24 protein-coding genes and 2 riboswitches are annotated in these 23,947 nt (G+C 47.7%); of the genes, 17 read left to right on the forward strand and 7 right to left on the reverse strand.

Features of this window, described 5'->3' with window-relative positions; all coding sequences use genetic code 11:
- The first annotated feature begins 127 nt into the window (after positions 1-127).
- Genes ASG16_RS26310 through ASG16_RS26325 form a run of 4 tightly spaced genes read left to right on the forward strand, consistent with a single transcriptional unit; the run spans position 128 to position 3,024 of the window.
- The gene (locus ASG16_RS26310) at positions 128-1,996 is read left to right on the forward strand and encodes a stalk domain-containing protein (protein WP_056493894.1); all 1,869 of its coding nucleotides are present in this window, start codon (positions 128-130) and stop codon (positions 1,994-1,996) included.
- Positions 1,993-2,514 carry a shikimate kinase gene (locus ASG16_RS26315; RefSeq protein WP_056493896.1) on the forward strand — a complete coding sequence of 174 codons (522 nt, stop codon included), beginning with the start codon at positions 1,993-1,995 and terminating at the stop codon, positions 2,512-2,514. Before ASG16_RS26310 ends, ASG16_RS26315 begins: the two co-directional genes overlap by 4 nt.
- A 57-nt stretch (positions 2,515-2,571) precedes the next feature.
- Positions 2,572-2,733 carry a YqzE family protein gene (locus ASG16_RS26320; RefSeq protein WP_007725773.1) on the forward strand — a complete coding sequence of 54 codons (162 nt, stop codon included), beginning with the start codon at positions 2,572-2,574 and terminating at the stop codon, positions 2,731-2,733.
- A 36-nt stretch (positions 2,734-2,769) separates the two neighbouring features.
- Complete coding sequence (locus tag ASG16_RS26325; protein WP_048032503.1) at positions 2,770-3,024, forward strand: YkuS family protein; 255 nt, start codon at positions 2,770-2,772, stop codon at positions 3,022-3,024.
- Positions 3,025-3,058: 34 nt separating this feature from the next.
- Here the strand turns inward: ASG16_RS26325 and ASG16_RS26330 are convergent, their stop codons facing one another.
- The 3 genes from ASG16_RS26330 to ASG16_RS26340 all read right to left on the reverse strand — a co-directional run bounded on the left by ASG16_RS26330 (position 3,059) and on the right by ASG16_RS26340 (position 6,894).
- Positions 3,059-3,916, reverse strand: a complete 858-nt coding sequence (locus ASG16_RS26330; protein WP_056493900.1) for a hypothetical protein — start codon at positions 3,914-3,916, stop codon at positions 3,059-3,061.
- A 110-nt stretch (positions 3,917-4,026) separates the two neighbouring features.
- Positions 4,027-5,151 carry a YqhG family protein gene (locus tag ASG16_RS26335; protein WP_056493903.1) on the reverse strand — a complete coding sequence of 375 codons (1,125 nt, stop codon included), beginning with the start codon at positions 5,149-5,151 and terminating at the stop codon, positions 4,027-4,029.
- A gap of 36 nt (positions 5,152-5,187) precedes the next feature.
- Positions 5,188-6,894, reverse strand: coding sequence for a DEAD/DEAH box helicase (locus ASG16_RS26340; protein ID WP_056493906.1), 1,707 nt, complete (start codon positions 6,892-6,894; stop codon positions 5,188-5,190).
- Between the two features lie 221 nt (positions 6,895-7,115).
- Positions 7,116-7,211: riboswitch (glycine riboswitch) on the forward strand.
- Between the two features lies 1 nt (position 7,212).
- A riboswitch (glycine riboswitch) is annotated at positions 7,213-7,325 on the forward strand.
- Positions 7,326-7,424: 99 nt separating this feature from the next.
- On the opposite strand from ASG16_RS26340, the gene gcvT reads away from it, so the two are divergent.
- The 5 genes from gcvT (at position 7,425) to lipM (ending at position 13,464) form a co-directional block, all read left to right on the forward strand.
- Positions 7,425-8,528, forward strand: a complete 1,104-nt coding sequence (gcvT, locus tag ASG16_RS26345; protein WP_056493909.1) for a glycine cleavage system aminomethyltransferase GcvT — start codon at positions 7,425-7,427, stop codon at positions 8,526-8,528.
- Positions 8,529-8,569: 41 nt separating this feature from the next.
- A complete protein-coding gene (gene gcvPA / locus ASG16_RS26350) occupies positions 8,570-9,922 on the forward strand; it encodes an aminomethyl-transferring glycine dehydrogenase subunit GcvPA (protein ID WP_056493912.1) in 1,353 nt (450 codons plus the stop codon).
- Positions 9,915-11,384, forward strand: a complete 1,470-nt coding sequence (gene gcvPB, locus ASG16_RS26355; RefSeq protein WP_048032510.1) for an aminomethyl-transferring glycine dehydrogenase subunit GcvPB — start codon at positions 9,915-9,917, stop codon at positions 11,382-11,384. Before gcvPA ends, gcvPB begins: the two co-directional genes overlap by 8 nt.
- Before the next feature lie 98 nt (positions 11,385-11,482).
- Entirely contained in the window at positions 11,483-12,562 is a 1,080-nt protein-coding gene (murG, locus tag ASG16_RS26360; RefSeq protein ID WP_056493916.1) for an undecaprenyldiphospho-muramoylpentapeptide beta-N-acetylglucosaminyltransferase, read from the forward strand.
- A gap of 71 nt (positions 12,563-12,633) precedes the next feature.
- Positions 12,634-13,464, forward strand: a complete 831-nt coding sequence (gene lipM / locus ASG16_RS26365; RefSeq protein ID WP_056493919.1) for an octanoyltransferase LipM — start codon at positions 12,634-12,636, stop codon at positions 13,462-13,464.
- A 58-nt stretch (positions 13,465-13,522) separates the two neighbouring features.
- Here the strand turns inward: lipM and dat are convergent, their stop codons facing one another.
- Positions 13,523-14,374 carry a D-amino-acid transaminase gene (gene dat / locus ASG16_RS26370; RefSeq protein WP_056493922.1) on the reverse strand — a complete coding sequence of 284 codons (852 nt, stop codon included), beginning with the start codon at positions 14,372-14,374 and terminating at the stop codon, positions 13,523-13,525.
- Between the two features lie 315 nt (positions 14,375-14,689).
- Between dat and ASG16_RS26375 the strand changes: the two genes are divergently transcribed.
- Positions 14,690-16,027 carry a M28 family peptidase gene (locus ASG16_RS26375; RefSeq protein WP_056493924.1) on the forward strand — a complete coding sequence of 446 codons (1,338 nt, stop codon included), beginning with the start codon at positions 14,690-14,692 and terminating at the stop codon, positions 16,025-16,027.
- Between the two features lie 216 nt (positions 16,028-16,243).
- On the opposite strand, the gene ASG16_RS26380 is transcribed toward ASG16_RS26375, so the two are convergent.
- A complete protein-coding gene (locus tag ASG16_RS26380) occupies positions 16,244-17,251 on the reverse strand; it encodes a YkvI family membrane protein (protein WP_056493926.1) in 1,008 nt (335 codons plus the stop codon).
- A gap of 156 nt (positions 17,252-17,407) precedes the next feature.
- On the opposite strand from ASG16_RS26380, the gene ASG16_RS26385 reads away from it, so the two are divergent.
- The 3 genes from ASG16_RS26385 (at position 17,408) to ASG16_RS26395 (ending at position 19,552) form a co-directional block, all read left to right on the forward strand.
- Positions 17,408-17,971: an NADPH-dependent FMN reductase gene (locus tag ASG16_RS26385; RefSeq protein ID WP_056493928.1), complete on the forward strand. Its 564-nt coding sequence runs from the start codon at positions 17,408-17,410 to the stop codon at positions 17,969-17,971.
- Between the two features lie 99 nt (positions 17,972-18,070).
- Positions 18,071-18,502, forward strand: a complete 432-nt coding sequence (gene mntR, locus ASG16_RS26390; RefSeq protein WP_017247979.1) for a transcriptional regulator MntR — start codon at positions 18,071-18,073, stop codon at positions 18,500-18,502.
- Positions 18,503-18,622: 120 nt separating this feature from the next.
- Positions 18,623-19,552 carry a patatin-like phospholipase family protein gene (locus ASG16_RS26395; RefSeq protein ID WP_056493930.1) on the forward strand — a complete coding sequence of 310 codons (930 nt, stop codon included), beginning with the start codon at positions 18,623-18,625 and terminating at the stop codon, positions 19,550-19,552.
- A gap of 42 nt (positions 19,553-19,594) precedes the next feature.
- Here the strand turns inward: ASG16_RS26395 and ASG16_RS26400 are convergent, their stop codons facing one another.
- Positions 19,595-19,954, reverse strand: coding sequence for an ABC transporter C family protein (locus ASG16_RS26400; protein ID WP_056493933.1), 360 nt, complete (start codon positions 19,952-19,954; stop codon positions 19,595-19,597).
- Between the two features lie 36 nt (positions 19,955-19,990).
- Positions 19,991-20,938, reverse strand: a complete 948-nt coding sequence (locus ASG16_RS26405; protein WP_048032519.1) for a DUF1385 domain-containing protein — start codon at positions 20,936-20,938, stop codon at positions 19,991-19,993.
- Between the two features lie 124 nt (positions 20,939-21,062).
- Between ASG16_RS26405 and ASG16_RS26410 the strand changes: the two genes are divergently transcribed.
- The 4 genes from ASG16_RS26410 (at position 21,063) to efp (ending at position 23,870) form a co-directional block, all read left to right on the forward strand.
- Positions 21,063-21,575: a YqhR family membrane protein gene (locus tag ASG16_RS26410; protein WP_056493960.1), complete on the forward strand. Its 513-nt coding sequence runs from the start codon at positions 21,063-21,065 to the stop codon at positions 21,573-21,575.
- A 156-nt stretch (positions 21,576-21,731) separates the two neighbouring features.
- On the forward strand, positions 21,732-22,172 hold the full coding sequence (gene aroQ, locus ASG16_RS26415) for a type II 3-dehydroquinate dehydratase (RefSeq protein WP_056493936.1): 441 nt from the start codon (positions 21,732-21,734) through the stop codon (positions 22,170-22,172).
- A 28-nt stretch (positions 22,173-22,200) separates the two neighbouring features.
- Entirely contained in the window at positions 22,201-23,271 is a 1,071-nt protein-coding gene (locus ASG16_RS26420; protein ID WP_056493939.1) for a M24 family metallopeptidase, read from the forward strand.
- A gap of 41 nt (positions 23,272-23,312) precedes the next feature.
- Complete coding sequence (gene efp / locus ASG16_RS26425; RefSeq protein WP_048032522.1) at positions 23,313-23,870, forward strand: elongation factor P; 558 nt, start codon at positions 23,313-23,315, stop codon at positions 23,868-23,870.
- Positions 23,871-23,947: the final 77 nt, after the last annotated feature.

Consider the following 23,947-nt stretch of genomic DNA (forward strand, 5'->3'; position numbering starts at 1 on the left):
CATCGTCAAATAAGGCGTTTTCTCTACAGAATCTCCTGAATTTCTACTCAGTTTGACATATATTTGCTACAATGAAACAAAAACATTTAGCGCCTGCCGCCGGGCGGTTTATTATATGGGGGCTGTCATGAAATCACTACATAAAACGAGCTTGCTAGTATGTGTGACGATCCTCGTATTTTTTGGCTCAGTTGGGGTCGTCGCGTATTGGCCAGCCATTTCTCAAATCATTGCCATGAATCAATCACCTGGGGAGGAGCAGACGTTCGTTGATCCATTTTCTTATGATCCGCCTCTGCCGTCTTATGTAAAGGATTTGAACCCTGTATATAAGATTCAAGCTGAATTACATACGTCCGAAGCAAAAATAACCGGAAACATGACCTTGGAGTTCGACAACCCGAAAACTCCAGATGTACGGCTGTATATTTACGACTACCTTTGGAACAAAATGACGGTGAAGTCGATTCGATACAAGGACAAGCCGCTTTCTTTTGAACGTGGTCAATCGCTGGTGAAGATGGCAAATCCTCTCGGTAAGGAGCTTCGTGGCGCTCTAACCATTGAATTCGAGAACCCGGTTCCACGTAGGGGCACACGTTTTGGGGTCAAAGACGATATTTGGACGTTAACGACATGGTACCCGATGCTCGGGGCCCAAAATCAAAAAGGTGTTTGGTACGACCCGCCGCAACGCGTTGATTTTGGTGATCCATTCGTCTACCACTATGGAGATTACGATGTGTCGTTTACCTCACCACAAGGCTACAAATGGGTCAGTTCATGGGGCAGAGGACAAACGAAATCAATCGGTGGCAGTAAGCAGCAAGTCCATTATCAAGCCAAAAATCTGTTGAACTTTGGACTTGTGGGAAGTCCGCTTTATCACATTGAAACGATTCAATTTTCTCCAAATTTAACGGTTGACATTGCTTCCGTTGATAAAGGAAACATAGAAAGAATCAAGAACATAGCTCAATCAGTATTTCCTACTTTCATCGATATGTACGGGCCGTTGCCGTATCCGCACGTGGCGATTGCAGAAACAAGTACAGGAACGACGTACGCCATGGAATACGCGAATCTCGCCGTATTCAAAAGAGACATGCATCACAACAATCTGATCGATCATTGGCTGCCGCATGAGGTAGGGCATCTTTGGTGGTACAACAGTGTGGCTACCTTGGAATCCTCACATGGGTGGCTTGATGAGGGGCTGGTGGAGCTCGGCGTGTCTCATTACTTGCAGAAGCGTTATGGTGCCCAATCAGCTACGACTTTGTTAGATGAGTACAACCGGGATGTCAAACGTTTGCAAGAGCGTTATCCAAATGGAAAGCTGGACAAGCCATTGCAGAAGTTCGCCACCGAAGAAGAGTTTAAGCTGACCTGGTATTCCCGGGGAGCACTCTTGTTTGACAACCTCCGCCGCAAAATCGGTGATGATGCCTATAAGCGATTCTTGCAGCGCGTCCAGCAAAATTATCATGGCAGTGTCATTGGTGCAGAGCATCTCGATCAGGCGCTTGGGCAAACTTTGCAAGGGGAAGCCAAATATTTCACCCTGTATACCAACAGTGCAAATAAGAATGGCTTTGGTGCAGTGCAATTGGAGCCCTATATCACAACGATTATCAATAACATGAGCTTTTATCCTTCGATTCCGGCTCGGGTCACCCAAAATACGGTGTATATTCCGTTACGTGAGCTCGGTGAGAAAATGGGATTAGCGATTAGCTGGGACGACAAGAAACAAATGATCCGAGTAAAAGGAAATGGGCGCGAAGTATTTATAAAGGAACGGGAGCGCTTTGCTGACGTAGATGGGAAGCGAATAGATTTAGGCAGCCCGTTAATCGAAATCAAAGAACGTACGATGGTTCCACTGTCCTTTTTTGAAAAAGCATTGGGATATGAGACAGCGTACAATCAACAGCAAAAAACGGTGAAGATCAATACATACCGAACGATTGGAAAGGCGGCAGAAACAAAATGAAAAACCTGGTGTTAGTCGGATTTATGGGAACAGGAAAAACCACGGTTGGTGCCGCACTCGCTACCTGTTTGGGGATGAAGCATACAGACTTGGATGATGCGATTGTGGAAAGGGAAGGCCGCAGCATTCCAGAGATCTTCACGGATCAAGGAGAAGTGTATTTCCGAGACGTCGAGACGAAATGTCTTGCGCAATTACTGGCAGTAGGATCTCAGGTCGTAACAACTGGGGGAGGAGCTGTATTACGGAAACAAAACGTAGAGATGATGATGGAGCAAGGCATCGTAATCGCGCTGCATGCCACGGAAGAGGAGCTCATCAAGCGTTTGGAAAAGGATACAGGACGGCCCTTATTGGCAGGAGGAGTAGCGACAAGGGTAAAGACCTTAATGGCAGAGCGCGCAAGTGTATACGATTTCGCGCCGATTCAGGTGGATACGACAGGAAAGAGCCTTTCCGATATTGTGATGGAAATTACGAGCCAAGTGGTTGAAAGAACGCAGGACGGGGAACAATAGAGGGGACAGCGCTTGCGCCGCGGTGTGAATCCGCGAGTAAGAAGGAGGTCAAGTGCGATGTCCTTTCAGGAATATTTAAAGTACCTGACGAAACTGTTTGTCCAGTACATGGATACCCCAAAAGATGAACGCCGTTTGCGTAAGACTCCACGCGAGTCCTGGTCATCACGCTGGTTTGGTGCCATTCCCATGTCCATTCGACTGTTGTGGCGCAAATAAAATTCGTAAACCTATGAACGAAGACGGAGGGTGCATATGGCGAGAGTAGCGGTAGAAAATTCCCTGTCTGAAGTGTGCAAGATGCTGCGTCAAAATGGTTACGAAGTTGTTGATTTAGGCAACTGGCAGCAGGTGGTAGATGCGATTGTCATTACTGGACAGGATATCAACGTTCTGGGTAATCAAAACAAAACGATTACAGGAGCTCCCGTTATTAATGCAGAGGGAATGACGGTCAATGAAATTTTTCATGCCGTTCATGAACGCCTCTCTCCTACAGAACATCGGTGAATAGAAATCGTAAAAAAACAAGCTCTCCAACCGGTTATTCGGCAGGAGAGCTTGTTTCATTTACGAAAAATCGTCCGACGCGATGGGCATACGAATAGGGGACAAAGCGCAGGCCCTCATCCCATACGCCTACATAAGCATTTTGGTCATTCCATAAATGCAGGGACCCCACGACAAAGGGTGCCAAAACCTGTGACTGATGAATCGGGACGGCTAATGTTACTGGCGAGGTATAATCTTGCTGCCACAATTGGTTCCAAGACACATCTGCGTTCGTTTTACTCATTTGGCTGACCCACCCGATATGATCAAAAGGATCAGCCTCGGCTGCGCTTAAAATTCTCATTTGAGTCAGGCGTTGTCCATTTTGTATGAGCTGCTCGCCTGCAAAAGCACCGACGGCGGGCTCACTAATTTGAAAGGAAGTGGGATACATTTCTCCCGTTTTGGCATTGACCATTTGGGTATCTGACTTCTGGGTGATCAGCCAGTAGGAAGCGAACCCGTCATAAACTGGCTCTGCCGCGATTTCTTTCGGAGCAAAAGCGTCATCGAACAAGATGTACTCCCCGACACCGTATTCCAGCAGAACAAATTTCTCATGGGAAGTAGAATCAGGTGCTTCTCCTATCACCAAATACCCTACTTGCTTGTCCGCTTTTTTTATACTTACCAGCCATTGATGCTGCCCTGCACCAAGTGTTTGCACGTCCGTTTTTGCGTCCTGCCATTGCTTGAATTGAGGGTCTCGGCTTGCGATTGCATCCATCCATTCTCGAATTTGTGCTTGGAATTGCTGGTCCCAGCTTGGTTCGTCTTGCGCAAAAGCTGGTAAGGAAAGCAGCATCAGAGACAAAAGAGCAGCGATAACAGGAAGAAATCGTCTGGTCACAACTATGCACCACCTTTTGTAAAGGCTTAACCTATTCCTATTGTAACCAGCTATGACAAAAAGATTTGTTGCAACGTGTCTTTTCTATTTCACATTTTCTCGTTGATCTTTTACATGATTCGCCCTGATGCGGGGAGATGTCGCATGCTTTTTGCTTTCGATGACCGCATGAGTGGAGGAACGGAAGATAAATAGAACAAGCCACCGTTGATGAACGAAACCTCGATCCGCGGCTCGTATTGCCATGCCAGCTCGTCTTTTCGGCGTTGTCTCTCCTCATCTGGCGTGCTTTTTTTCCATTCTGCCTGATGAATCTCTTCACGTGGAGTCGTTTGGATTCCATTTGCACGCAAAAAGTCGAGGATTCGTCCGCCAGAAGTCCTGTATTCGTCAAAAGATAGGGGTTGTTCGACAGAAGGTGGTCCAACTGAACCAGGTTCGGGGTGCAGGGCTTCTCGCTCGAGTAACGACTGGGCTTCCGGCTGTTCTGATTCTTCTTCGGTTTGGTCAGCGTTTGTCTGCTCATTTTCTGGTTCGCGCCGTGCCAGCTCTTCATAATACGCTTCCAAGATGGCCATTTCTTCGCTCAGACGTGTACGCGCTTCCTCTGCCCATTGCTGATCCTCTTGTTCCAATGTATGCTCGACTTCCTGTTGTGCCATTTGAAGGGCTTCCTGTATCGTTACCTTTCGATCCAACGTGTAATAGTAATCGGGGATCGCAGGGGTCAAGGAAAGTGAAAATAAAAACGAAGTGAAATCCGTCACTATCCGTGGCTGATGCAAATTTATCCCCAGGTACAATAAAATGTCACGTCGCTTATCACAAAGCAGAGATACCTTCAGGTTCATCCCGAGCCAAGGCATGAGAGGGGTTGACCGACGTTTGCCGGCATTGCCCAAGAGGCCCCCTTGTTGCTCGTACATACAGACAAAGCTGCCATGCTTTTTGGCTGAAGCGAAAATTTGTTGCATGCGTGCAGCCCCTAGATGCAGATGCTCGGATCGCAAACCTTCAGGCATGCATTCCGGATGAAAAGTAAAGGTGAGCACCAATGGCTGATAAGCCAAATTCATCTTATCCACCCAGCTCCAGTAAAAAGGACGATTGCCGATATCTTTGTCCACCTCGACAGGGAGTTTGACTGTTAAATAATCCGGGTGAGACTCAACGATATGGGCAGAAAACGTCGCCAAATAGCGCTCGACAAATTGTCTGACCTGTTGTTGCTGCATCAGGAGACCTCATTTCTTTTTCGTTTCCAACAAGAGTTATTGGTCAGCCGCCTCAGAAAGTGGAACAGCGTCTTTTGTTATTTTGCTTGCCCGAATCGCGTGTCCAATGTTATCGAGCTTCAACGCCATTTCTTTGGAGGAGCGGGAATCCATAATGATTTGAATCAGATTGTCTTCCAAGGAATGACTTAAATTCAAGCGTTCCACAATATCATCGAGTTCACCGATGACCATTTCAAATAGGTCGATTTTTTCATACAGCAGCTTGAGAATATGCTCCTCGATCGTTCCGGTTGTCGATAAATTATAAATGTGTACATCCCTTTTTTGTCCGAGACGATGGACGCGACCAATTCGTTGCTCCACTCGCATGGGATTCCAAGGCATGTCGTAATTGATCACCTGATTGCAGAACTGCAAATTGATGCCTTCGCCGCCTGCTTCCGTCGCGATCAGGACTTGTGCACGATTTTGGAAAAGATCAGTCATCCAGTCCTTTTTGCTGCGTTTAAAGCCACCGCGGAAGGGGACGGAAGTAATGCCGTGGTCGTGCAAATACTTTTGGAGATAGTTTTGAGTTGCTCGGTACTCTGTAAAAATGATCACTTTGTCGTTGATTTGTTGAATGAGCTCAACCGTTTTGGCAGCCTTGGAATGCGTTTCAATTTGTTTGATCAACTCGACTAGCTCAAGAATTTGTGCGCGTAAAGGAGAGTCCTCGCTGGTCCGCTGGTGCATGTTATACAGCGTCATGAACGCAGCTTCCTTACTGGAGCAGACCTCACGCTGCAAGGTGATCAGAGCGAGCGAGTTGAAGCCGCCAACCCCAAATCCTGTTCGGTATTGCTCGCGGACAAAGTGGGTCACACCTTCGTACAAGGTCATTTCCTCAGGAGAAAGGTCAATCGGAATCGACTGAACGCGGCGACTGGTGAATTGAATACCGCCATCACTTCGTTTGTTGCGAATCATGACCTTTTCAATTTCTTCCCGCAATTTCTCGCTGTTTTTGGATTGGCGTTTGCCCTCAACGTAATTAGTAGAGAAGGTAGAAGTATGGCCAAGATGACCTGGTTTTAACAAATTGATGAGGTTGTACAGCTCGTCCATCTCGTTTTGAATAGGAGTTGCGGTAAGGAGCAAGCAATATTTTTTGCGGATTTCTTTGACGAACTGATAGTTTCGTGTCCGTTTATTTTTGAGTTTATGGGCCTCGTCGATGATGAGCATGTCGTAATCGATGTCGAGGACGTGACGCCTGTGAGGATCTCGTTTTGCTGTGTCTATGGATGCGACAACGACCTCGTGCTGCCGCCACATATATTCTTTTTTTTGCGCGACTGCTGCAATGCCGAATTTTTGATGAAGCTCTTTTGTCCATTGAATCACGAGAGAGGCTGGAACCAGAACGAGAATTTTTTTAGCCAAGCCGCGAACCATATACTCCTTCATGATCAAGCCTGCTTCGATCGTTTTTCCCAGACCGACCTCATCAGCGAGAATGGCTCGGCCGCGCATCTCTAATAGGACACGTTTCGCTGTTTCCAACTGGTGAGGAAATGGCGACAAGAGTGGAAGATATTTCAGACATTGCAGCTGATCAAATTCGCTAACAGCCATCGCTTCCTCGGCTTCCAAGGAGAGCTTGAACAGCTCCCACTTATCCCAGGGACCATCCTCTTGCATACGTTCTGTAAGCGGATTAATCCAACTGGTGTCAAATGAAATAGGAACATTCGGCATATAAGATACTCCTTTTCATAGCTCTGCCATAACTTTCATGATTGACGTCAAAAAACTGAACGTTTATGTATTGTCAATGTGTTTTGTTAAGTTTTTCTGAATCTGACTGTTAATTTGTATATTTTCAACTTTGGTCTCTCATGGTAGGATAAAGAGGTAGTACATCCATTAGTATGGAAATGATAGCAAAAACTTATGTATGACCATGAAACAACCGCGAATGAAGGTAGTAGGGAGAGACTGCTTGAACGTTTGGCAGCGCCGAAGGAGCAAGCCGGTAACGGTGAATCTCTCAGGCAAAAGTACCTCTACTGGACGCAACTCTGGAGAGAGCTCACACGAGCCACCAAAGGGGAAACTTGCAAGTGGGGAAAGTAATTCCCATGTGGTTCGCAAGGTAACTCTCAGGTACCAAGGACAGAGGAGGAGAAATGGGCGCCATTCTTTTGGTGTACCCGTTTTTCCCCCTCTGTTTTGTTTTGGTCGATAGCCAAGTTTTCTAAGATCTTATTGTTCACAGGAGGTGCCACATGTCCAATTTGAAACGTACGCCACTATTTGATTCTTATGCAAAGTATGGCGCGAAAACCATCGACTTCGGTGGTTGGGATCTGCCGGTGCAGTTTACAAGCATTGGTCAAGAGCATGAAGCCGTTCGGACAAAAGCTGGTCTATTTGATGTTTCCCATATGGGAGAAGTGGACGTAAAAGGGGAAAACGCTCTTTCTTATCTCCAGCGTGTGACTACGAATGACGTGTCCAAGCTGGCAGTCGGGCAGGCGCAGTACAGTGTGCTTTGCTACCCAGATGGGGGGACGGTAGACGATCTGCTTGTTTACAAATATGCAGATGATCATTACCTGCTCGTCATCAACGCGGGGAATATCGACAAAGACTATGCGTGGCTAGAAGAACATCTGATTCCAGGCGTAACGATTGAGAATATTTCGCCACAAACAGCACAAATCGCGATTCAAGGTCCTTTGGCAGAATCCATTCTGCAAAAGCTGACGACTACAGACTTGTCTCAAATCGGCTTTTTCCGTTTTGAGCGTGATGTGCAAGTGAGCGGTATTCCGGGTTTGGTCTCCCGCACTGGCTATACTGGCGAAGATGGCTTCGAGATTTATTTGGATGCCGATCGTGCAGCAGAGCTGTGGGACATCTTGCTGGATGCGGGAAAAGAAGAAGGTCTTTTGCCGTGTGGTCTCGGTGCGCGCGATACGCTTCGTTTTGAAGCCAAGCTGCCACTGTACGGACAAGAGCTCAGCAAAGACATCACTCCGATCGAAGCGGGCATTGGCTTTGCTGTCAAGGTAGACAAAGAAGTGCCGTTCATCGGTCAAGAAGTGCTGAAGGCACAAAAAGAAAACGGTGCTCCACGCAAGCTGGTAGGGATCGAAATGATCGACCGTGGGATTCCGCGCACGCATTACCCCGTCTATGTGGGGGGAGAGCTCATTGGCGAAGTGACGACGGGAACACAATCTCCAACCTTGAAGAAGAACGTCGGTCTCGCTCTCGTAAAAACCGAGCATGCTGCGTTAGGTACACAAGTAGAAGTAGAAATTCGCGGAAAACGTCTGAAAGCAGAAGTCGTTGCCGCTCCATTTTATAAACGCCCAAAAAACTAAACGATACACCACATACATCCTTTTAGAGGAGGACAACGTCCGTGAAATACCGCTACCTGCCCCAAACTGATCAGGACAAGCGCGAAATGCTGGAAACCCTCGGCATTTCGAGTATAGAAGAACTGTTTGCTGATATTCCGGAAGAAGTACGCTTCAAAGGTGCTTTGAATATTCCAGAAGCACTTTCCGAGCCAGATTTGGTGAAGTATTTTACACACCTCGCAAATAAAAACGTAAACTTCAGCACGCATGTTAACTTTCTAGGTGCGGGTGTTTATCAACATTACACGCCGAGCACAGTCAATCACATGCTGCTCCGCGGGGAATTCTTTACTGCTTATACACCTTATCAGCCAGAAATCAGCCAAGGTGAGCTGCAAGCTATTTTTGAGTTCCAAACGATGGTATGTGAGCTGACTGGCATGGAGGTAGCTAACTCCTCGATGTATGACGGCGCGACTTCTTTGGCAGAAGCAGCGATGATGGCTGCAGGTCACACTGGCAAAAAGCGCGTAATCGTTTCCCGCGCTGTACACCCGGAAGCGCGTGGTGTTTTGAAAACCTATGCGTATGGACAAAACGTTGAGCTGGTTGAAGTAGGTATCAACAGCGATGGCGTTACGGATACAGCGGCTCTGGAAGCGCTTGTTGATGAAAACACAGCAGCGGTCATCGTGCAGTATCCGAACTTCTTCGGAAATGTAGAGGACTTGGGAGCGATTGAACCTATTGCACACGGAAAAGGCGCACTGTTGATCTCATCCTCCAATCCGCTTGCTCTGGGTGTATTGGAGGCGCCGGGCAAATTGGGCGCAGATATCGTAGTGGGAGACATGCAGCCATTCGGTATCCCAGCATCCTTCGGCGGACCACATTGCGGATATTTTGCTACCACATCCAAACTGATGCGCAAAATGCCAGGTCGTATCGTCGGTCAGACGAAGGACGAAAATGGCAAACGCGGCTTCGTATTGACGCTGCAAGCGCGTGAACAACATATTCGTCGTGAAAAAGCGACTTCCAATATCTGCTCGAACCAAGCGCTGCTCGCATTGGCTGCTTCCATTGCCATGACAGCACTCGGCAAGCAGGGTGTACAAGAAATGGCGATGATGAACCTGCAAAAAGCTCATTACGCCAAAAATGCCCTGGAAGCAAAAGGCTTGGAGATCGTTTTCACTTCTCCATTCTTCAACGAGTTTGTCGTGAAGCTGAACAAACCAGTTGCAGAAGTGAACAAAGGTCTGTTGGCTGCCGGAATGATCGGGGGTTATGATCTCGGTCTCGACTATCCAGAGTTTGCGAATCATACCTTGCTTGCAGTAACCGAGCTACGTACCAAAGAAGAAATCGACACATTGGCGGCTGAATTGGAGGCGATCACACGTGCGTAACGACCAGGAGAAAGCACTGATCTTTGAAATGAGCAAACCAGGCCGTGTGGGCTACAATTTGCCGGCACTGGATGTTCCAGAAGTAGAAGTAGCAAGCCTTTTGCCAAAGCACCTCATTCGCGAAACGCCGGCTGAGCTGCCAGAAGTATCTGAGCTGCAATTGGTTCGTCACTATACCGAACTGTCTCGTCGCAACCACGGGGTAGACAATGGCTTCTATCCGCTTGGTTCTTGCACGATGAAATACAATCCAAAAATCAACGAAGATGTTGCCCGTTACGCAGGCTTCGCGCAGACACATCCGTACCAACCGGAAGAAACCGTACAGGGCGCTTTGGAGCTGTTGTACAACCTGCAAGAAGAACTGGGTGAAATTACAGGCATGGACGCAGTTACCCTGCAACCAGCGGCTGGTGCTGCGGGCGAGTGGACAGGTCTGATGATGATCCGTGCCTACCACGAGAGCCGTGGGGAAGGACATCGTACCAAAGTAATCGTGCCGAACTCCGCACATGGTACGAATCCGGCTTCTGCTGCTGTAGCTGGTTTGGATACTGTAACCATCGCATCTGACGAGCGTGGTTTGGTTGACATTCAAGCGTTGCGTGATGCAGTAGGACCTGACACGGCTGCGTTGATGCTGACGAACCCGAACACACTCGGATTGTTTGAAGAAGATATTGTGGAAATGGCGAAAATCGTCCATGAAGCTGGCGGCCTCTTGTACTATGATGGTGCGAATGCGAACGCGATTTTGGGAATTGCCCGTCCGGGAGATATGGGCTTCGACGTGGTGCATCTGAACTTGCACAAAACGTTTACAGGGCCTCACGGCGGTGGTGGTCCAGGTGCAGGTCCGGTCGGCGTGAAAAAAATTCTCGAGCCATTCCTGCCAACACCAATCGTAGCGAAAAAGGAAGACGGAAGCTTCTACTGGGACAGCAATCGTCCGGCTTCCATCGGTCGCGTAAAAGGCTACAACGGAAACTTCGGTATTCTCGTTCGTGCGTACAGCTACATCCGTACCATGGGTCCAGAAGGCTTGCTGCAAGTTTCTCAAAATGCGGTGCTCTCCGCCAACTACATGATGCGTCGTCTGGCAACGGCTTATCATCTGCCATTTGATCGCGTCTGCAAGCATGAGTTCGTCCTGTCTGGTGTAATCCAGAAGAAGCTGGGTGTACGCACGCTCGATATTGCAAAACGCTTGCTCGACTTCGGCTATCACCCGCCAACGATCTACTTCCCATTGATCGTCGACGAGTGCCTCATGATCGAACCGACTGAAACCGAGACAAAAGAAACGCTCGATGAGTTCATCGACGTGATGCTGCAAATCGCCCGCGAGTGCGAGGAAACGCCCGAAATCGTTCAGGAAGCTCCTCATACTACTGTAGTCAAACGTTTGGATGAAGCGACAGCGGCAAGAAAGCCAATCCTGCGTTATCAACCGCAAGCATAATTCTAGATTCCAGAAAAGTCGCCTGTTGTTACGGGCGGCTTTTCTTTCGGATTGGTGCTATCATGAGGGAAGAAGAGGCAGGGGATGGTTCGAGCCGAATGAAGAGAAGGATTGTGTTTACTGGTGGTGGTTCGGCAGGACATGTCACGGTGAATCTTGTACTCATCCCCCACTTTATCAAGCTGGGTTGGGAAGTTGCCTACATTGGTTCTGCGACAGGGATCGAACGAGAGCTGGTCGCCAGCCATCCGGATGTTCGCTATGTTGGCATTTCTTCAGGAAAGCTGCGACGTTACTTTGATTGGAAAAACATGAGTGATCCGCTGCGAGTCCTCAAAGGCATTTGGCAAGCTTCTCGCTTTCTCGGCAAGTGGAAGCCGGATGTGATTTTTTCCAAAGGGGGCTTCGTCTCCGTGCCAGTCGTATTGGGAGGGTGGCTAAACCGTCTTCCTGTTGTTATCCATGAATCGGATCTGACACCCGGTCTCGCAAACAAGCTGGCTGTCCCTTTTTCCAGCAAGGTGTGCGTAACATTTCCGGATACGCTTTCGAAAGTGCCGAAAAACAAAGGGATTCACGTAGGTGCAGTTGTGCGAGATGAGCTGAAGCAGGGGAGAAGAGAAGCGGGCCTGGTATCCTGCTCCTTTTCTGCAAAGAAACCTGTCCTGCTTGTCATGGGTGGAAGCTTGGGAGCACGGAGAATAAACGAGGTGGTGCGCCATTCGCTTACTGCCATGCTCGAGCATTTCTCAATTGTACATATTTGTGGCAAAAATCAAGTAGATGAAACGATTCAGGTGGCAGGCTACAAGCAATTCGAGTATGTCCAGGAGGAATTACCCGATTTGTTGGCGATGGCTGATCTTGTCGTGTCACGAGCAGGCTCCAATGCGATTTATGAGTTTTTAGCCCTGCAAAAGCCAATGCTTTTGATACCGTTGTCCCGTGATGCAAGTCGGGGCGATCAGATTTTAAATGCACAGTCCTTTGAAAGGCAGGGCTTGTGTCATGTTTTGCTGGAAGAAGAGCTAACGGATGATCGCTTTTTCCAAGCGGTGAATGACTTGCAAAAGAGCAGGGAGTCCATCTTGCGGCGAATGCGCGAAGAGAATGAGAAGAAAACAGATGCATTGGCGCAGGTCTTGGCCATTTTGCAGGAAACAGCCCGCGCAAAATAGCCCATCAAAAGCTTGCCGTCCTTCATGCCAGAAGCGTACAATGAAGGCGTTGTGAATGAGGAGGTACATAGATGGAACAGTGGCGCTATATCGTGACGGAAGCAATGTCACCCGCGATGAATATGGCAGTAGATGAAGCAATTTTGCAGTTGCACAGTGAGGGCAAAGTTCCCCCGACCGTTCGTTTTTACACATGGGACCCGGCGACACTGTCAATTGGTTATTTCCAGAAGGCCATCAAGGAAATCAACCTGGAAGAAGTTCAAAATAGAGGACTGGGCTTTGTTCGTAGAGCGACAGGAGGGCGTGCTGTTCTCCACGATCAGGAGCTGACATACAGTGTCATCGTATCCGAAGACCATCCGAAAATGCCTTCGAGTGTGACGGAAGCCTACAAAATCATCAGCCTGGGACTGCTGCACGGATTCCAAAACCTTGGACTCTCGGCGGAAATGGTCTCCTTGGCAAGTGAAGAGGAGAAGGAAAAGTATAACTCTCCAGGGTCATCCGCCTGCTTCGATTCGCCCTCTTGGTATGAGCTCGTGGTAGAGGGGAAAAAAGTAGCGGGCAGCGCTCAGACCAGACAAAAGGGTGTTATTCTTCAGCACGGCTCTATTCTGCTTGATATGGACGTAGATTTGCTATTCTCGCTCTTGCATTTCCCATCGGAGCGCGTAAAACAACGGATGATTGATAGTTTCCGACAAAAAGCAGTGACGATCAACGAAGTAAGCCCTCGGCCAATCAGTCTCCAAGAATCCATCGAGGCGTTCTCGAAAGGCTTTGCATCCGGATTGGAAGTGGAGCTGATGCCTTCAACGCTTACCGATGAAGAACTCGCGTTGGCAGAAGAACTCGTTAAGACGCGCTATGCCACAGACGAATGGAATCTGCGTCGTTAAACCATAAAGAAAAGCTCTCTTGGATGTATACGCTGCACACCGGGAGAGCTTTTTTTCATTACACGAGTACACTTGTGTTGATATGCTGTTCAAACAAATCTTGTAGCGTAAGAACGACTGATCCCGGCTGTCCGTTGCCCACAGCAACGCCATCTATCGAGATGAGCGGCATGATTTCTGCGGTCGTGCTGGTGAGGAATACTTCATCGGCTTGCTTCAAGAAAGCAATGTCAAATGCTTCTTCATGGACAGTGATGCCATTGTCCCGAGCCAAATCAATGACCACTTGGCGGGTAATTCCGTGCAGGATCAGATTGTCAGCCTGATGCGTATACAGCTCGCCATTTTTCACGACGAACAAATTGGAAGAGCTGCACTCTGTGATGACGCCGTTGCGGTGCAAAATCGATTCTTGGGCACCTGCATCCTTTGCGTATTGTTTGACAAGAACAGCCCCTAGCAGATTGAGCGTTTTAATATCGCAACGCAGCCAGCGGATATCTTCGATGAGCTGAGCGGACCAGCCTTTTTTCATATCGGCGACAGGGCGGTCCTTGCGACGGACAAAGCCCATGATCACAGGCTTGATGCCAGACGGAATATCGTGTACACGCGGAGAGGTGCCACGAGATACTTGCAAGTAAAGGCTGGCGTCATCATTTTCCGTGATGTTGTTTTTGGACATGAGCTGATTCGCTAAGTCTGTCAGCTCTTCTTCGCTCCAAGGAAGCTCCATTTTTATTTCTTTGGCACTTCGAAACAAACGGGTAAGATGTCCATCCCATTGATACATGCGCCCCTTATAAATGCGTACTACCTCATATATGCCATCCCCAAAGTTATAACCGCGGTCTTCTGGATGAACTGCGACTTGTCCTTCTTCTACCCATTTGCCATCTACATAGAGCATGGTACTTCCCCCTCAGGATTCCAATCCGTTTCTTTCAAACGGTATTTTGTTGATTCCACCTTAGCAAAAGGCAAGGACATCGGTCAATTTGAAAGTCGCCTTTTCTTTATCAATAATTTTACGAAGTAAAGCCCCTTTCTATTAAGAATTCATATGGAAGGGAGTCACGCGAAATATCGACGTTTTGGGCAAAAGAAAGCGAAAGCTGTCCAGGGATGGCGCAGGATGAAGTTATTTGACTAACTATTCTGACTAGACTCGGTTTGTCGTAACCGCCCATAATAAATGCAAAGAGCGAAGGAAAGGGAGAATGCCATGCGATCTGTCCGTCATTATGCGCTATGTGCCCTGCTTGTCTGTGGAACGATATTGCCGTTACCTTTCCTTTCACATCGTGCTCATGCAGAGGTAGCTCAAGATTGGATCGATAGTGAACGCTTGTACAGCCATGTCGAGCAACTGGCGAGAACGGCCCGTCCACCTGCGACTGAAACGGAATTTGCGGCAGCTATCTATGTGGAAAATACACTTCGATCTTACGGGTACAAGACTAAGCTCGATCCGTTTTCTTATTATACGTACCGAAAGCCTACTACTCTATCACTGACGATAGAAGAATGGCCGGGTCAAAACTGGACAGTAAGCGGATTTACTTTTGGGATCAATGGAACCGCGACAGCAGAAGTGGTGAATGCAGGCTTGGGAAGAGCAGTTGATTTTGCGAATGAGGCATCCCGAGGGAAGATTGCCTTGGTCAAGCGAGGTGAGATTCCGTTCGGAGAAAAAGTTCGCCAAGCAGCCGCTGCCGGAGCCGTTGCTCTTATCATCTGGAATGATCGAGAGGAAGGGTGGAATGCTTCACTGGGCGAACCCCTGGATATCGCTGTTCCTGTAATTGCTTTGTCCAAGGCGGATGGCATGAGGCTCCAAAAACGCATCATGGACAAACGACCCGTAAAGGGAACCGTCAAGGTAGAAGGAGCCGCAACCATTAAGCAAACCTCGTATAATATCGTGGCAAGCCGAAAGCCCAATCAAAACGACACCGGTCAGGTCGTCCTGGTATCTGCTCACCATGATTCCGCTGGATTATCATCTGGGGCAAATTACAATGGCTCCGGTGTAGCGGCCTTGCTAGAGATAGCGCGTAATATGGCTGACAAGCCGATTGATACGGAAGTGAGGTTCGTAAGCTTTGGCGCGGTTACAGCGGGAAGCAGAGGCCCGATAGCTTATGCGAATGCCTTATCAGCCAAGGACCGACAAGCCATGATAGCAGCCTTCTATGTCGATGGGGTGGGCAGTCAAAAGGCAGAGCTGGTTGCAACCAATTCGCTGGGCAACGAAAACCTGCCAATCCAACTGCTGAGAGCAGCGGGGGTGTCTCCTGCCGATAAGGATGGGAGGCGTGAACGAAACGGTGCCGCGGGCTCTTTGGCAGCCGCAGGCATTCCTACGGCACTTTTGACGAGTGCAGGGACGGTACAGGCAACAGATGACTCATTAGCGCAATTGGATTGGGAACATATTGCCACGGCGACGAAAGCGGTACTTTCAGCGATTCACAAAATTACGGATCAAACAACGCCAGCTTATCCGATGGGTTCTCCAAATGGGGGACAACTGAGAGCGGAAAGTGAGGCTTTACAGTAAGCGTCTCCTACGGGGGACGTTTTTCATTTGTGGTAAAATGAGGGGAAGCAACCATATATAGAGGAGGACTACGTGACGATGAGTCCATTAAATATTTTGGTGTTTATCCTTGTACTTTTGGTACTGATTGGTATATTGAATGCGATCCTATAATGCGAAAAAAAGTGGCCAAGATTTGTCTTGACCACAAGAGGAGCTACGAGTATACCATCCAGGTTAATTCTGATGCTTCCAAACGTACCAGCCCATTAAGAACATGCCGCAATAGGTCGCTGCACTGGCGATCGCAGACATACTCCACGGAACAAGGAGTGTGAGGAGAGCGAATACAAATACGGTAAGCAGCATGACGACAATCAGTGGCAGTATTTGTAGATGTTGACGTGTCACAATTGGATGTGTCAGCGAGTAGAGTAGGGCTGCGACAATGACTCCACCATGTACAAGCGAGAGGATAGCGAGAAGCCAATCGCCACCGGTTATCATTTGAACCATAATTTGTTTGATAGGCAGTACAGAGGCGTGGGCATCGTGCCAGTGGGCAAGAAGGATAGCTTGACCTAACATGGTGAACAAAAGGAAGATTCCAGCTCCGATGATGGCCCCCGTTCGAACAGTTCGCTCGTGGGACGCACGTACTGCAAGAGGTAGAGTCGTAGCCAAGCTGATAAGAAAATGCAAGGCAAGGAAAAAGACGGCGTGAATCAGCCAGTTCACATTCAATTGATAACCCAAGCTTGGCATGGGGACATGGGATTGTGCACTGAAAATCAATCCGAATAATAATAAACCGATGGATAGAGATATGGCTGTTGCAGTGACAATCCATCTCCAACGATTTATGATAAAGAAGATAGCTAAAATAGTCAGAAGGATGAACCATAGAGGAGAGAGCTCCTCCAAAAGGAAATTTGCCTGTTGGCCAAGCATGACTCCTGTATAGCCCAATAGCAGAATGTGGGTAATGACAGATAGGCTAGAAGCGAATGCTTCGCCACACAATACGTAGTACAGCTCGTACAGGGAGCCAATTTGCTTGCGATGGCAAAAGGTCAACAACTGGACGCCGAACCAGCCGAGGCCAAGAGCCACAAGTGCAATGCCGATTGTCCCCCAGGAACCGAAATAAGTAAAAAAGCGTAGCCACTCATATCCACCCAAGTAGAATCCGCCTAACGCAGACCCTGCAAAAAGCACGGCGATATGCCAAGCGACTTTGTCCATAGGCATCATCCTCACTTGCAACTTGGTACAAGTGTATGAGACAAACAGGTCTGTTCAGAACAGATGATATTAAATAAACATAAATGTTTACAAAATATACTTAATGGAATATAATGATGATCATACCAGTATTTAGATTATCGATGGGGTGAAACCATGAAAATTGTAGGAATAGCCGGAAGCATGAATGCCAATTCTACGACAAAACAAGCGGTTCATATTGTACTCGAAGCAGCGAAGGCTGCAGGTGCCGATGTTGAAATGATTCATCTCGCGGACTGGAAGCTGCCGCTGTATGATGATCGTGATGATACCAGTACGTACCCTGAAATTGTCCATCAATTTGTCAAAGCGGTTTCTGAAGCAGATGGACTTGTGATTGGTTCGCCTGAATACCATGGCACAATGACAGGTGCTTTGAAAAATGCCATCGACTTCCTGGAAGGGCGCATTTTGCGTGATAAGCAGGTTGCCATCATTGGCGTAGCTGGGGGAAGCATGGGTGCTACGAACACGGTCAACACGTTGCAGTTAATCATGCGCAATCTGCATGCATGGCCGTTGCCATCTAGTCCTTCCATCCCGAGTGCTTACAATGCCTTTACACCAGAAGGCAAGCTAAAGGATGAGCGTCTGCAAGCGCGCATGGAGCAGTTGGGTCAACAACTCGTCCAATATGTCCAAATGATGAACCAAACACCAGAAAAACAACTGCGATAGGTACTTTTCTCTTGCAAATGCTTCTCATTACACGGTATCATATTTCTACGTGCCTTTTTTGGCTAGATGAAATAACGGTTTGGAAATGAGGGGTTCACAATGCCGCCGACGCCGAGTATGGAAGACTATTTGGAACGCATTTACAACTTAATTGAAGAAAAGGGCTATGCTCGTGTCTCCGATATTGCTGAAGCGTTGGAAGTACATCCCTCTTCGGTCACGAAAATGGTTCAGAAGCTAGACAAAGACAAGTATCTCGTCTATGAAAAATACCGTGGGCTTGTCTTGACGCCAAAAGGGAAGAAAATCGGAAAACGCCTAGTGGACCGTCACAGTCTTCTGGAAGAATTTATGCGGATCATTGGCTTGGATGAAGAGCATATTTATCAGGATGTGGAAGGAATCGAGCACCACCTGAGCTGGGAATCGATTACATGCCTGGAGTATCTGGTTCAGTACTTCGAGGCAGATCCAAAACGTATAGAAGAGCTTCGTAACATTCGTTTGTTAGATGAGCAAAAAGAGGAATAGTCTATATCGTTATCGTATTAAAGCGCAAGCCGACCAGGCTTGCGTTTTTCTTTGTGGTAACGGAAAAGCTGTCGTCTTATACATGGAAAATGGGGAGGAATCTTAGGGAGGGGAAAAAAGGTGAAAGCGGATGCGGTCTTTGAAGGTGGCGGCGTAAAAGGAATCGCTTTTATCGGTGCCTTGCGAGTCATGGAGGAGAATGGATACACATGGGAAAGGCTCGCTGGTACCTCGGCAGGCTCCATTGTTGCAGCTTTGCTCGGCGCAGGCTATTCCAGCCATGAATTGAAACCGATCTTTGAAGAGCTGGATTACCTTCATTTTCTCAAGCGCTCAGGGCTGGGCAGGCTCCCTCTCATCGGACCAATCTATGAACTAGTCGTGCGGGAAGGGATTTATCGAGCAGATCGAATCGAGTTGTTCATAGAGGAGTTGTTACTACGAAAAGGAGTACGAACATTCGGAGATCTTCCTCCTGGTAAGCTGAAAGTTGTCGCATCTGATGTAACGGACGGAAAAATGCTTATATTACCAGACGATTTGGCACGGTATGGTGTAGAACCCGATCATTTTCCTGTGGCACGGGCCGTTCGTATGTCTTCCTCGATTCCATTCTTTTTTCAGCCGGCAAAGCTGACAAGTGCTGGACATTTGCACTACATCGTCGATGGTGCTTTATTGAGCAATTACCCCGTGTGGTTATTTGATGTACCGGGGACTCCCCGGTGGCCGACGATTGGTTTTCGCCTGAGTGATGATCAGGACAAGAGAGAAGCGACTAGCATCAAGGGTCTTTTTTCCTTCTCTCGGGGATTGCTGGCGACCATGCTTGATGCCCATGACCGTCTGTTTGTGGAAAAGGCAAAAGCCGTTCGGACGATTTTCATTCATACATTAGGGGTGAGGACTACTCAGTTTCAACTGTCAAAAGAAATGCGACAACAATTGTTTGAGTCAGGGGAGGCAGCCGCTCACAAATTTTTGGCACAATGGGACTTTGAAGATTACGTCAAGGTGTTTCGCAATAGCTCTCCGAAAATGCTGGTCTAATAAAAAAACAGGTCGCCATTTCAGGCAACCTGTTTTTGTTTTTTAATGAGAGATATTATTTTGCGATTTTTCGTCTTGTTTCTCTTTTGGCTTCCCTTTGCTGCCTTCGATCACACGAAACGGATGATCCTTTCGCGGGGTGGTCGACTGCTTTTTCACTGCTTGCCGAGCAATGGAGGGCTTTGGCTTCACCTTGCCCTTTGGTTGTCTAGGTTTGCCCGCCCCTGCGCCTAGTGAAAAGAAGGAGCCAGTTTGTAAATAGTTGCGCACGACCAAGAAAAGTACAACGGATAATCCCAAGATGATAATCGTACTGACAGGATCATTGATGAGTGTTATCAAAAATCCGTAAATCGCCAATACGATCACTATCATAATCACTGGTGGAATACGGCGTAACATAGGGCTTCACCTCTATGGGAATAAAAATGCCTCACGTTATCCGGTCGTAACCATTCTTTCCTGCACGTGCTTCTGATCAAGCTCCCGCATCTTTTGGAAGGAAGCGATGGCTACCTCGACTTGGCTGTCATCTGGTTCACGAGTCGTGATCTTTTGCAACCACAATCCTGGATAACCAAGGTAACGTAGGACTGGTACATCACGGAGCTTGTTTGTCCACTGCAAAACCTCATAAGAGACACCGATTACCAGTGGCAAAAGAACAATGCGCTGTACGACCCTCTCCGTCAGGGAGTCATAACTGAACAGTGAGTAAATCACGACACCGACAAACACTGAGAAAATGAGAAAACTGCTCCCACAACGATAATGCAGAGCGGAAAATTTTTGTACATTCGCTACTGTTAATTCTACCCCGGATTCGAATGCGTTAATCACTTTATGCTCGGCTCCGTGGTACTGAAAGAGCCTTTTAATCAACGGCGCTTGTGCAATCGCTGTAATGTAGCCGAGGAGGAGCAAGATTTTAAATCCGCCTTCAGCCAACGTTTGTGGAACGCCATCCGGTACCCATTTTCCGAGTAAAAAGTCTGCCAGGAAAACGGGAACGAGTGTAAATACGAATTTCCCGAACAGGAAGGAAAGTACCCCGACAACAGCAACACCTAAAATCATGGTGAGCTTCGATGGACTTTCAGAAACCTCTTCTCCAGACTCGATACTGTATTGTTCAGAGGCGAAGTTGAGATGTTTGGCCCCATTGGCGCTGGCTTCGACCAAACCAACAATCCCACGCAAAAACGGAATTTTTTTCAGCGTAGTAATCCATTTATATTCCGATCTTGGGGATTCAAAATACTCAATTTCATGATTTTTTTTGCGAACAGCCGTAACAGTCATGGTTTTGCCACCGAACATAACACCTTCGATGACGGCCTGACCGCCGTAGCTAGGTACGTTTTGTTGCGCCAATACTATCACCATCCTTACCACTATATTAACGGAAATGGCGACTTGAAGCTACAAGGAGTTCGCACTTTTCCAACAAATGTAAAGCGAAAGTGAAAAGCTTAGAGGAAGAGCATACTAGAGAACAGAGGTGATGGAAATGGAAATAAGCAAACTAGGGCGGAAGCACAAGCAAGCGCGCGTATCCCATACAGAAGAAGGCAGACAAGGGAGTAAAAGAATCTCCACTTCGAAGATTTTGGAGGTCGCCTTCTGGGGAACGATCATTTGGGGGCTCGTTCGTTTGATGGCTCACTTTTTGAACATGACTCCATATGGAGTTGGAGCCTTTGCACGTCCCTTTATCCGCATCGAGGACGAAAATACGTTTACGAGCGTGTGTCTTGGCGGTATCGTCTTGTTCGTTGAAACAGCCGTTGCTTCATTTGTGTTCAGCTTGCTTTTTAGCCGGATCCGTGCGTGGTGGTTGGGACTCGTCTACGGCGCAGTCATGTTAGTGATAGCGGGTTTCTTCTTCCATATCAAAAATTGGGAGGTGGCCACTTTAAGTACGGAAGCCGCTTGGTATTTGACGTTTGGCTTGTTCATTGGGATGACCATCATACTCGAGCAATCAGACGAGAATCATACATGGAATGAGTCCACAAGGTAGGAGGATTTCTCCATTCCTTGTCAAAATGGATGTAACAATGTTCAAAATGTTGTATAGATGAATGCCCACTATGGAACCAGGACGGCTTGTGGTAAAATGTTTCATTAGTAAAAAAACTTTTTTCGAAGACTGTAAATTATGGGGGAGGAATGGTCGATGACTTCCGTCTTGTTACTGAATGGGCCCAATCTGAATTTATTGGGGACAAGAGAGCCGGATGTTTACGGAAGGGAAACGCTGGAGGATGTGGTGACAATCCTGACGGGTGTCATGGATGAGTTGGGCGGAAAGCTTGAGCATCTCCAATCGAATCATGAAGGTGTCCTCATCGATGCGATTCATGAGGCGAGAGGTGTCCATGACGGCATCTTGATCAATTCAGGGGCATTCACACATTACAGCTATGCGATCCGAGACGCATTGGCCAGTGTGGCTCTGCCAACGATTGAAGTACATATTTCCAATATTCATGCACGGGAACCATTTCGCCATCACTCCGTCATCGCTCCTATCGCGATTGGGCAAGTTGTCGGATTGGGGATCGATGGATATGAATGGGCACTAAGAGCGCTCGTCCGTAAAATCGAAAAAAAATAATAGCATTCAAAAAGGGGAAAAAGCTGCCATGAAACAACGTCTGCATAAATTGCGTGAGGCACTTACACAAGTTGGAGCAGAGGCGTTTATTACCGAAAAAACAGAGAATCGCTTCTACTTGAGTGGTTTCACCGGATCAACGGGATGGGTGATTGTCACCGAAACAGAGGCGTTTCTCGTCACAGACTTCCGCTATGTGGAACAAGCGCAAGAACAAGCACCTGAATTTACGGTGGTAAATAACGAGAGAAAAGCTGTTGAAGCGATGGCAAAGCTCCTGCAAGAAAAAGGGATTAAGCGCTTGGCATTCGAGAGCAGCGTGTCCTTTAGCACCTATCAGGAATGGAACAAAGGATTTGACGGAGTAGAACTGGTGCCAACAAGCGGTCTGCTTGAAAAAATCCGCATGTTTAAAGACGAATCCGAGATGGTTATTATTCGTGAAGCGGTTCGTATCGCGGAAGCGGCATTTACGCATATTCAAGGCTACATCAAGCCAGGTGTACGTGAATCCGATGTTGCTTTGGAATTGGAATTCTTCATGCGCAAACAAGGAGCGACAGGCTCTGCCTTTGATATGATCGTAGCATCAGGTGTGCGCGGTGCTCTGCCACATGGACGAGCTTCCGAGAAAGTGATCCAGGCAGGGGAAATGGTTACGCTCGACTTTGGTGCTGCTTATCAGGGCTACAATTCCGATATTACACGCACGTTGTCAGTGGGAGAGCCAGACCCGAAAATGCGTGAAATCTACGAAATCGTTTTGCGTGCCCAGCTCGCAGGTTTAGAAGCACTGAAGCCAGGTGTATCTGCAAAAGACGCTGACGCAGCAACGAGAGATATTATCACAGCAGCAGGCTATGGCGATGCCTATGGACATAGCGCAGGTCACGGTCTCGGACTGGAAGTTCACGAGATGCCAGGGCTGTCGACTGTAAGTACCTTCGTATTGGAGCCAGGTATGCTTGTAACGATGGAGCCAGGCATTTATGTAAGGGGACTTGGTGGCGTTCGGATCGAAGACGATGTGTGGATTACAGCTGATGGTCATGAGAACCTGAACAAGTCCACGAAAGAGTTGCTCATTTTGCCTGTGTAATTTATACTTATTCTGTTATTGATTGATTTGGGAGGACTACCATGATCTCTGTAAACGATTTTCGTACCGGTTTGACAATCGAAGTGGATGGCAATATTTATACCGTGCTAGAATTCCAACACGTAAAACCAGGTAAAGGTGCGGCTTTCGTTCGCTCCAAACTGCGCAACCTGCGCAATGGCAACACGACGGAAATGACTTTCCGTGGCGGTGAAAAAGTTAACCCTGCCCGCATCGAATCCAGCACCATGCAATACCTGTATGCGAGCGGAGACGAGTACACTTTCATGAATACGGAAACATACGAGCAAATGACGTTCACTCACAATCAAATCGAGCGTGAACTGCGTTTCCTCAAGGAAAACATGAACGTGCAAATCATGCAGTACAACGGAGAAACAATCGGTATTCAATTGCCGAATACGGTTGAACTCGTTGTAACAGAATGTGAGCCAGGTGTAAAAGGTGACACTGCTTCTAACGTAACAAAGAAAGCAACCTTGGAAACTGGTTTCGTAGTAAACGTTCCTCTCTTCGTAGAAGAAGGAGAGCGTCTGATCATCGATACTCGTACGGAAGCATACGTTTCCCGCGCGTAAAAGTACGGATTGCAAGAAAAAGCTGTGCCCAAATGGAGAGCCGTGCAAAACGACTCCTATAATATGTAAAAAGACTG

It is taken from the genome of Brevibacillus sp. Leaf182, from assembly GCF_001423865.2.
GTDB lineage: Bacteria > Bacillota > Bacilli > Brevibacillales > Brevibacillaceae > Brevibacillus > Brevibacillus brevis_C.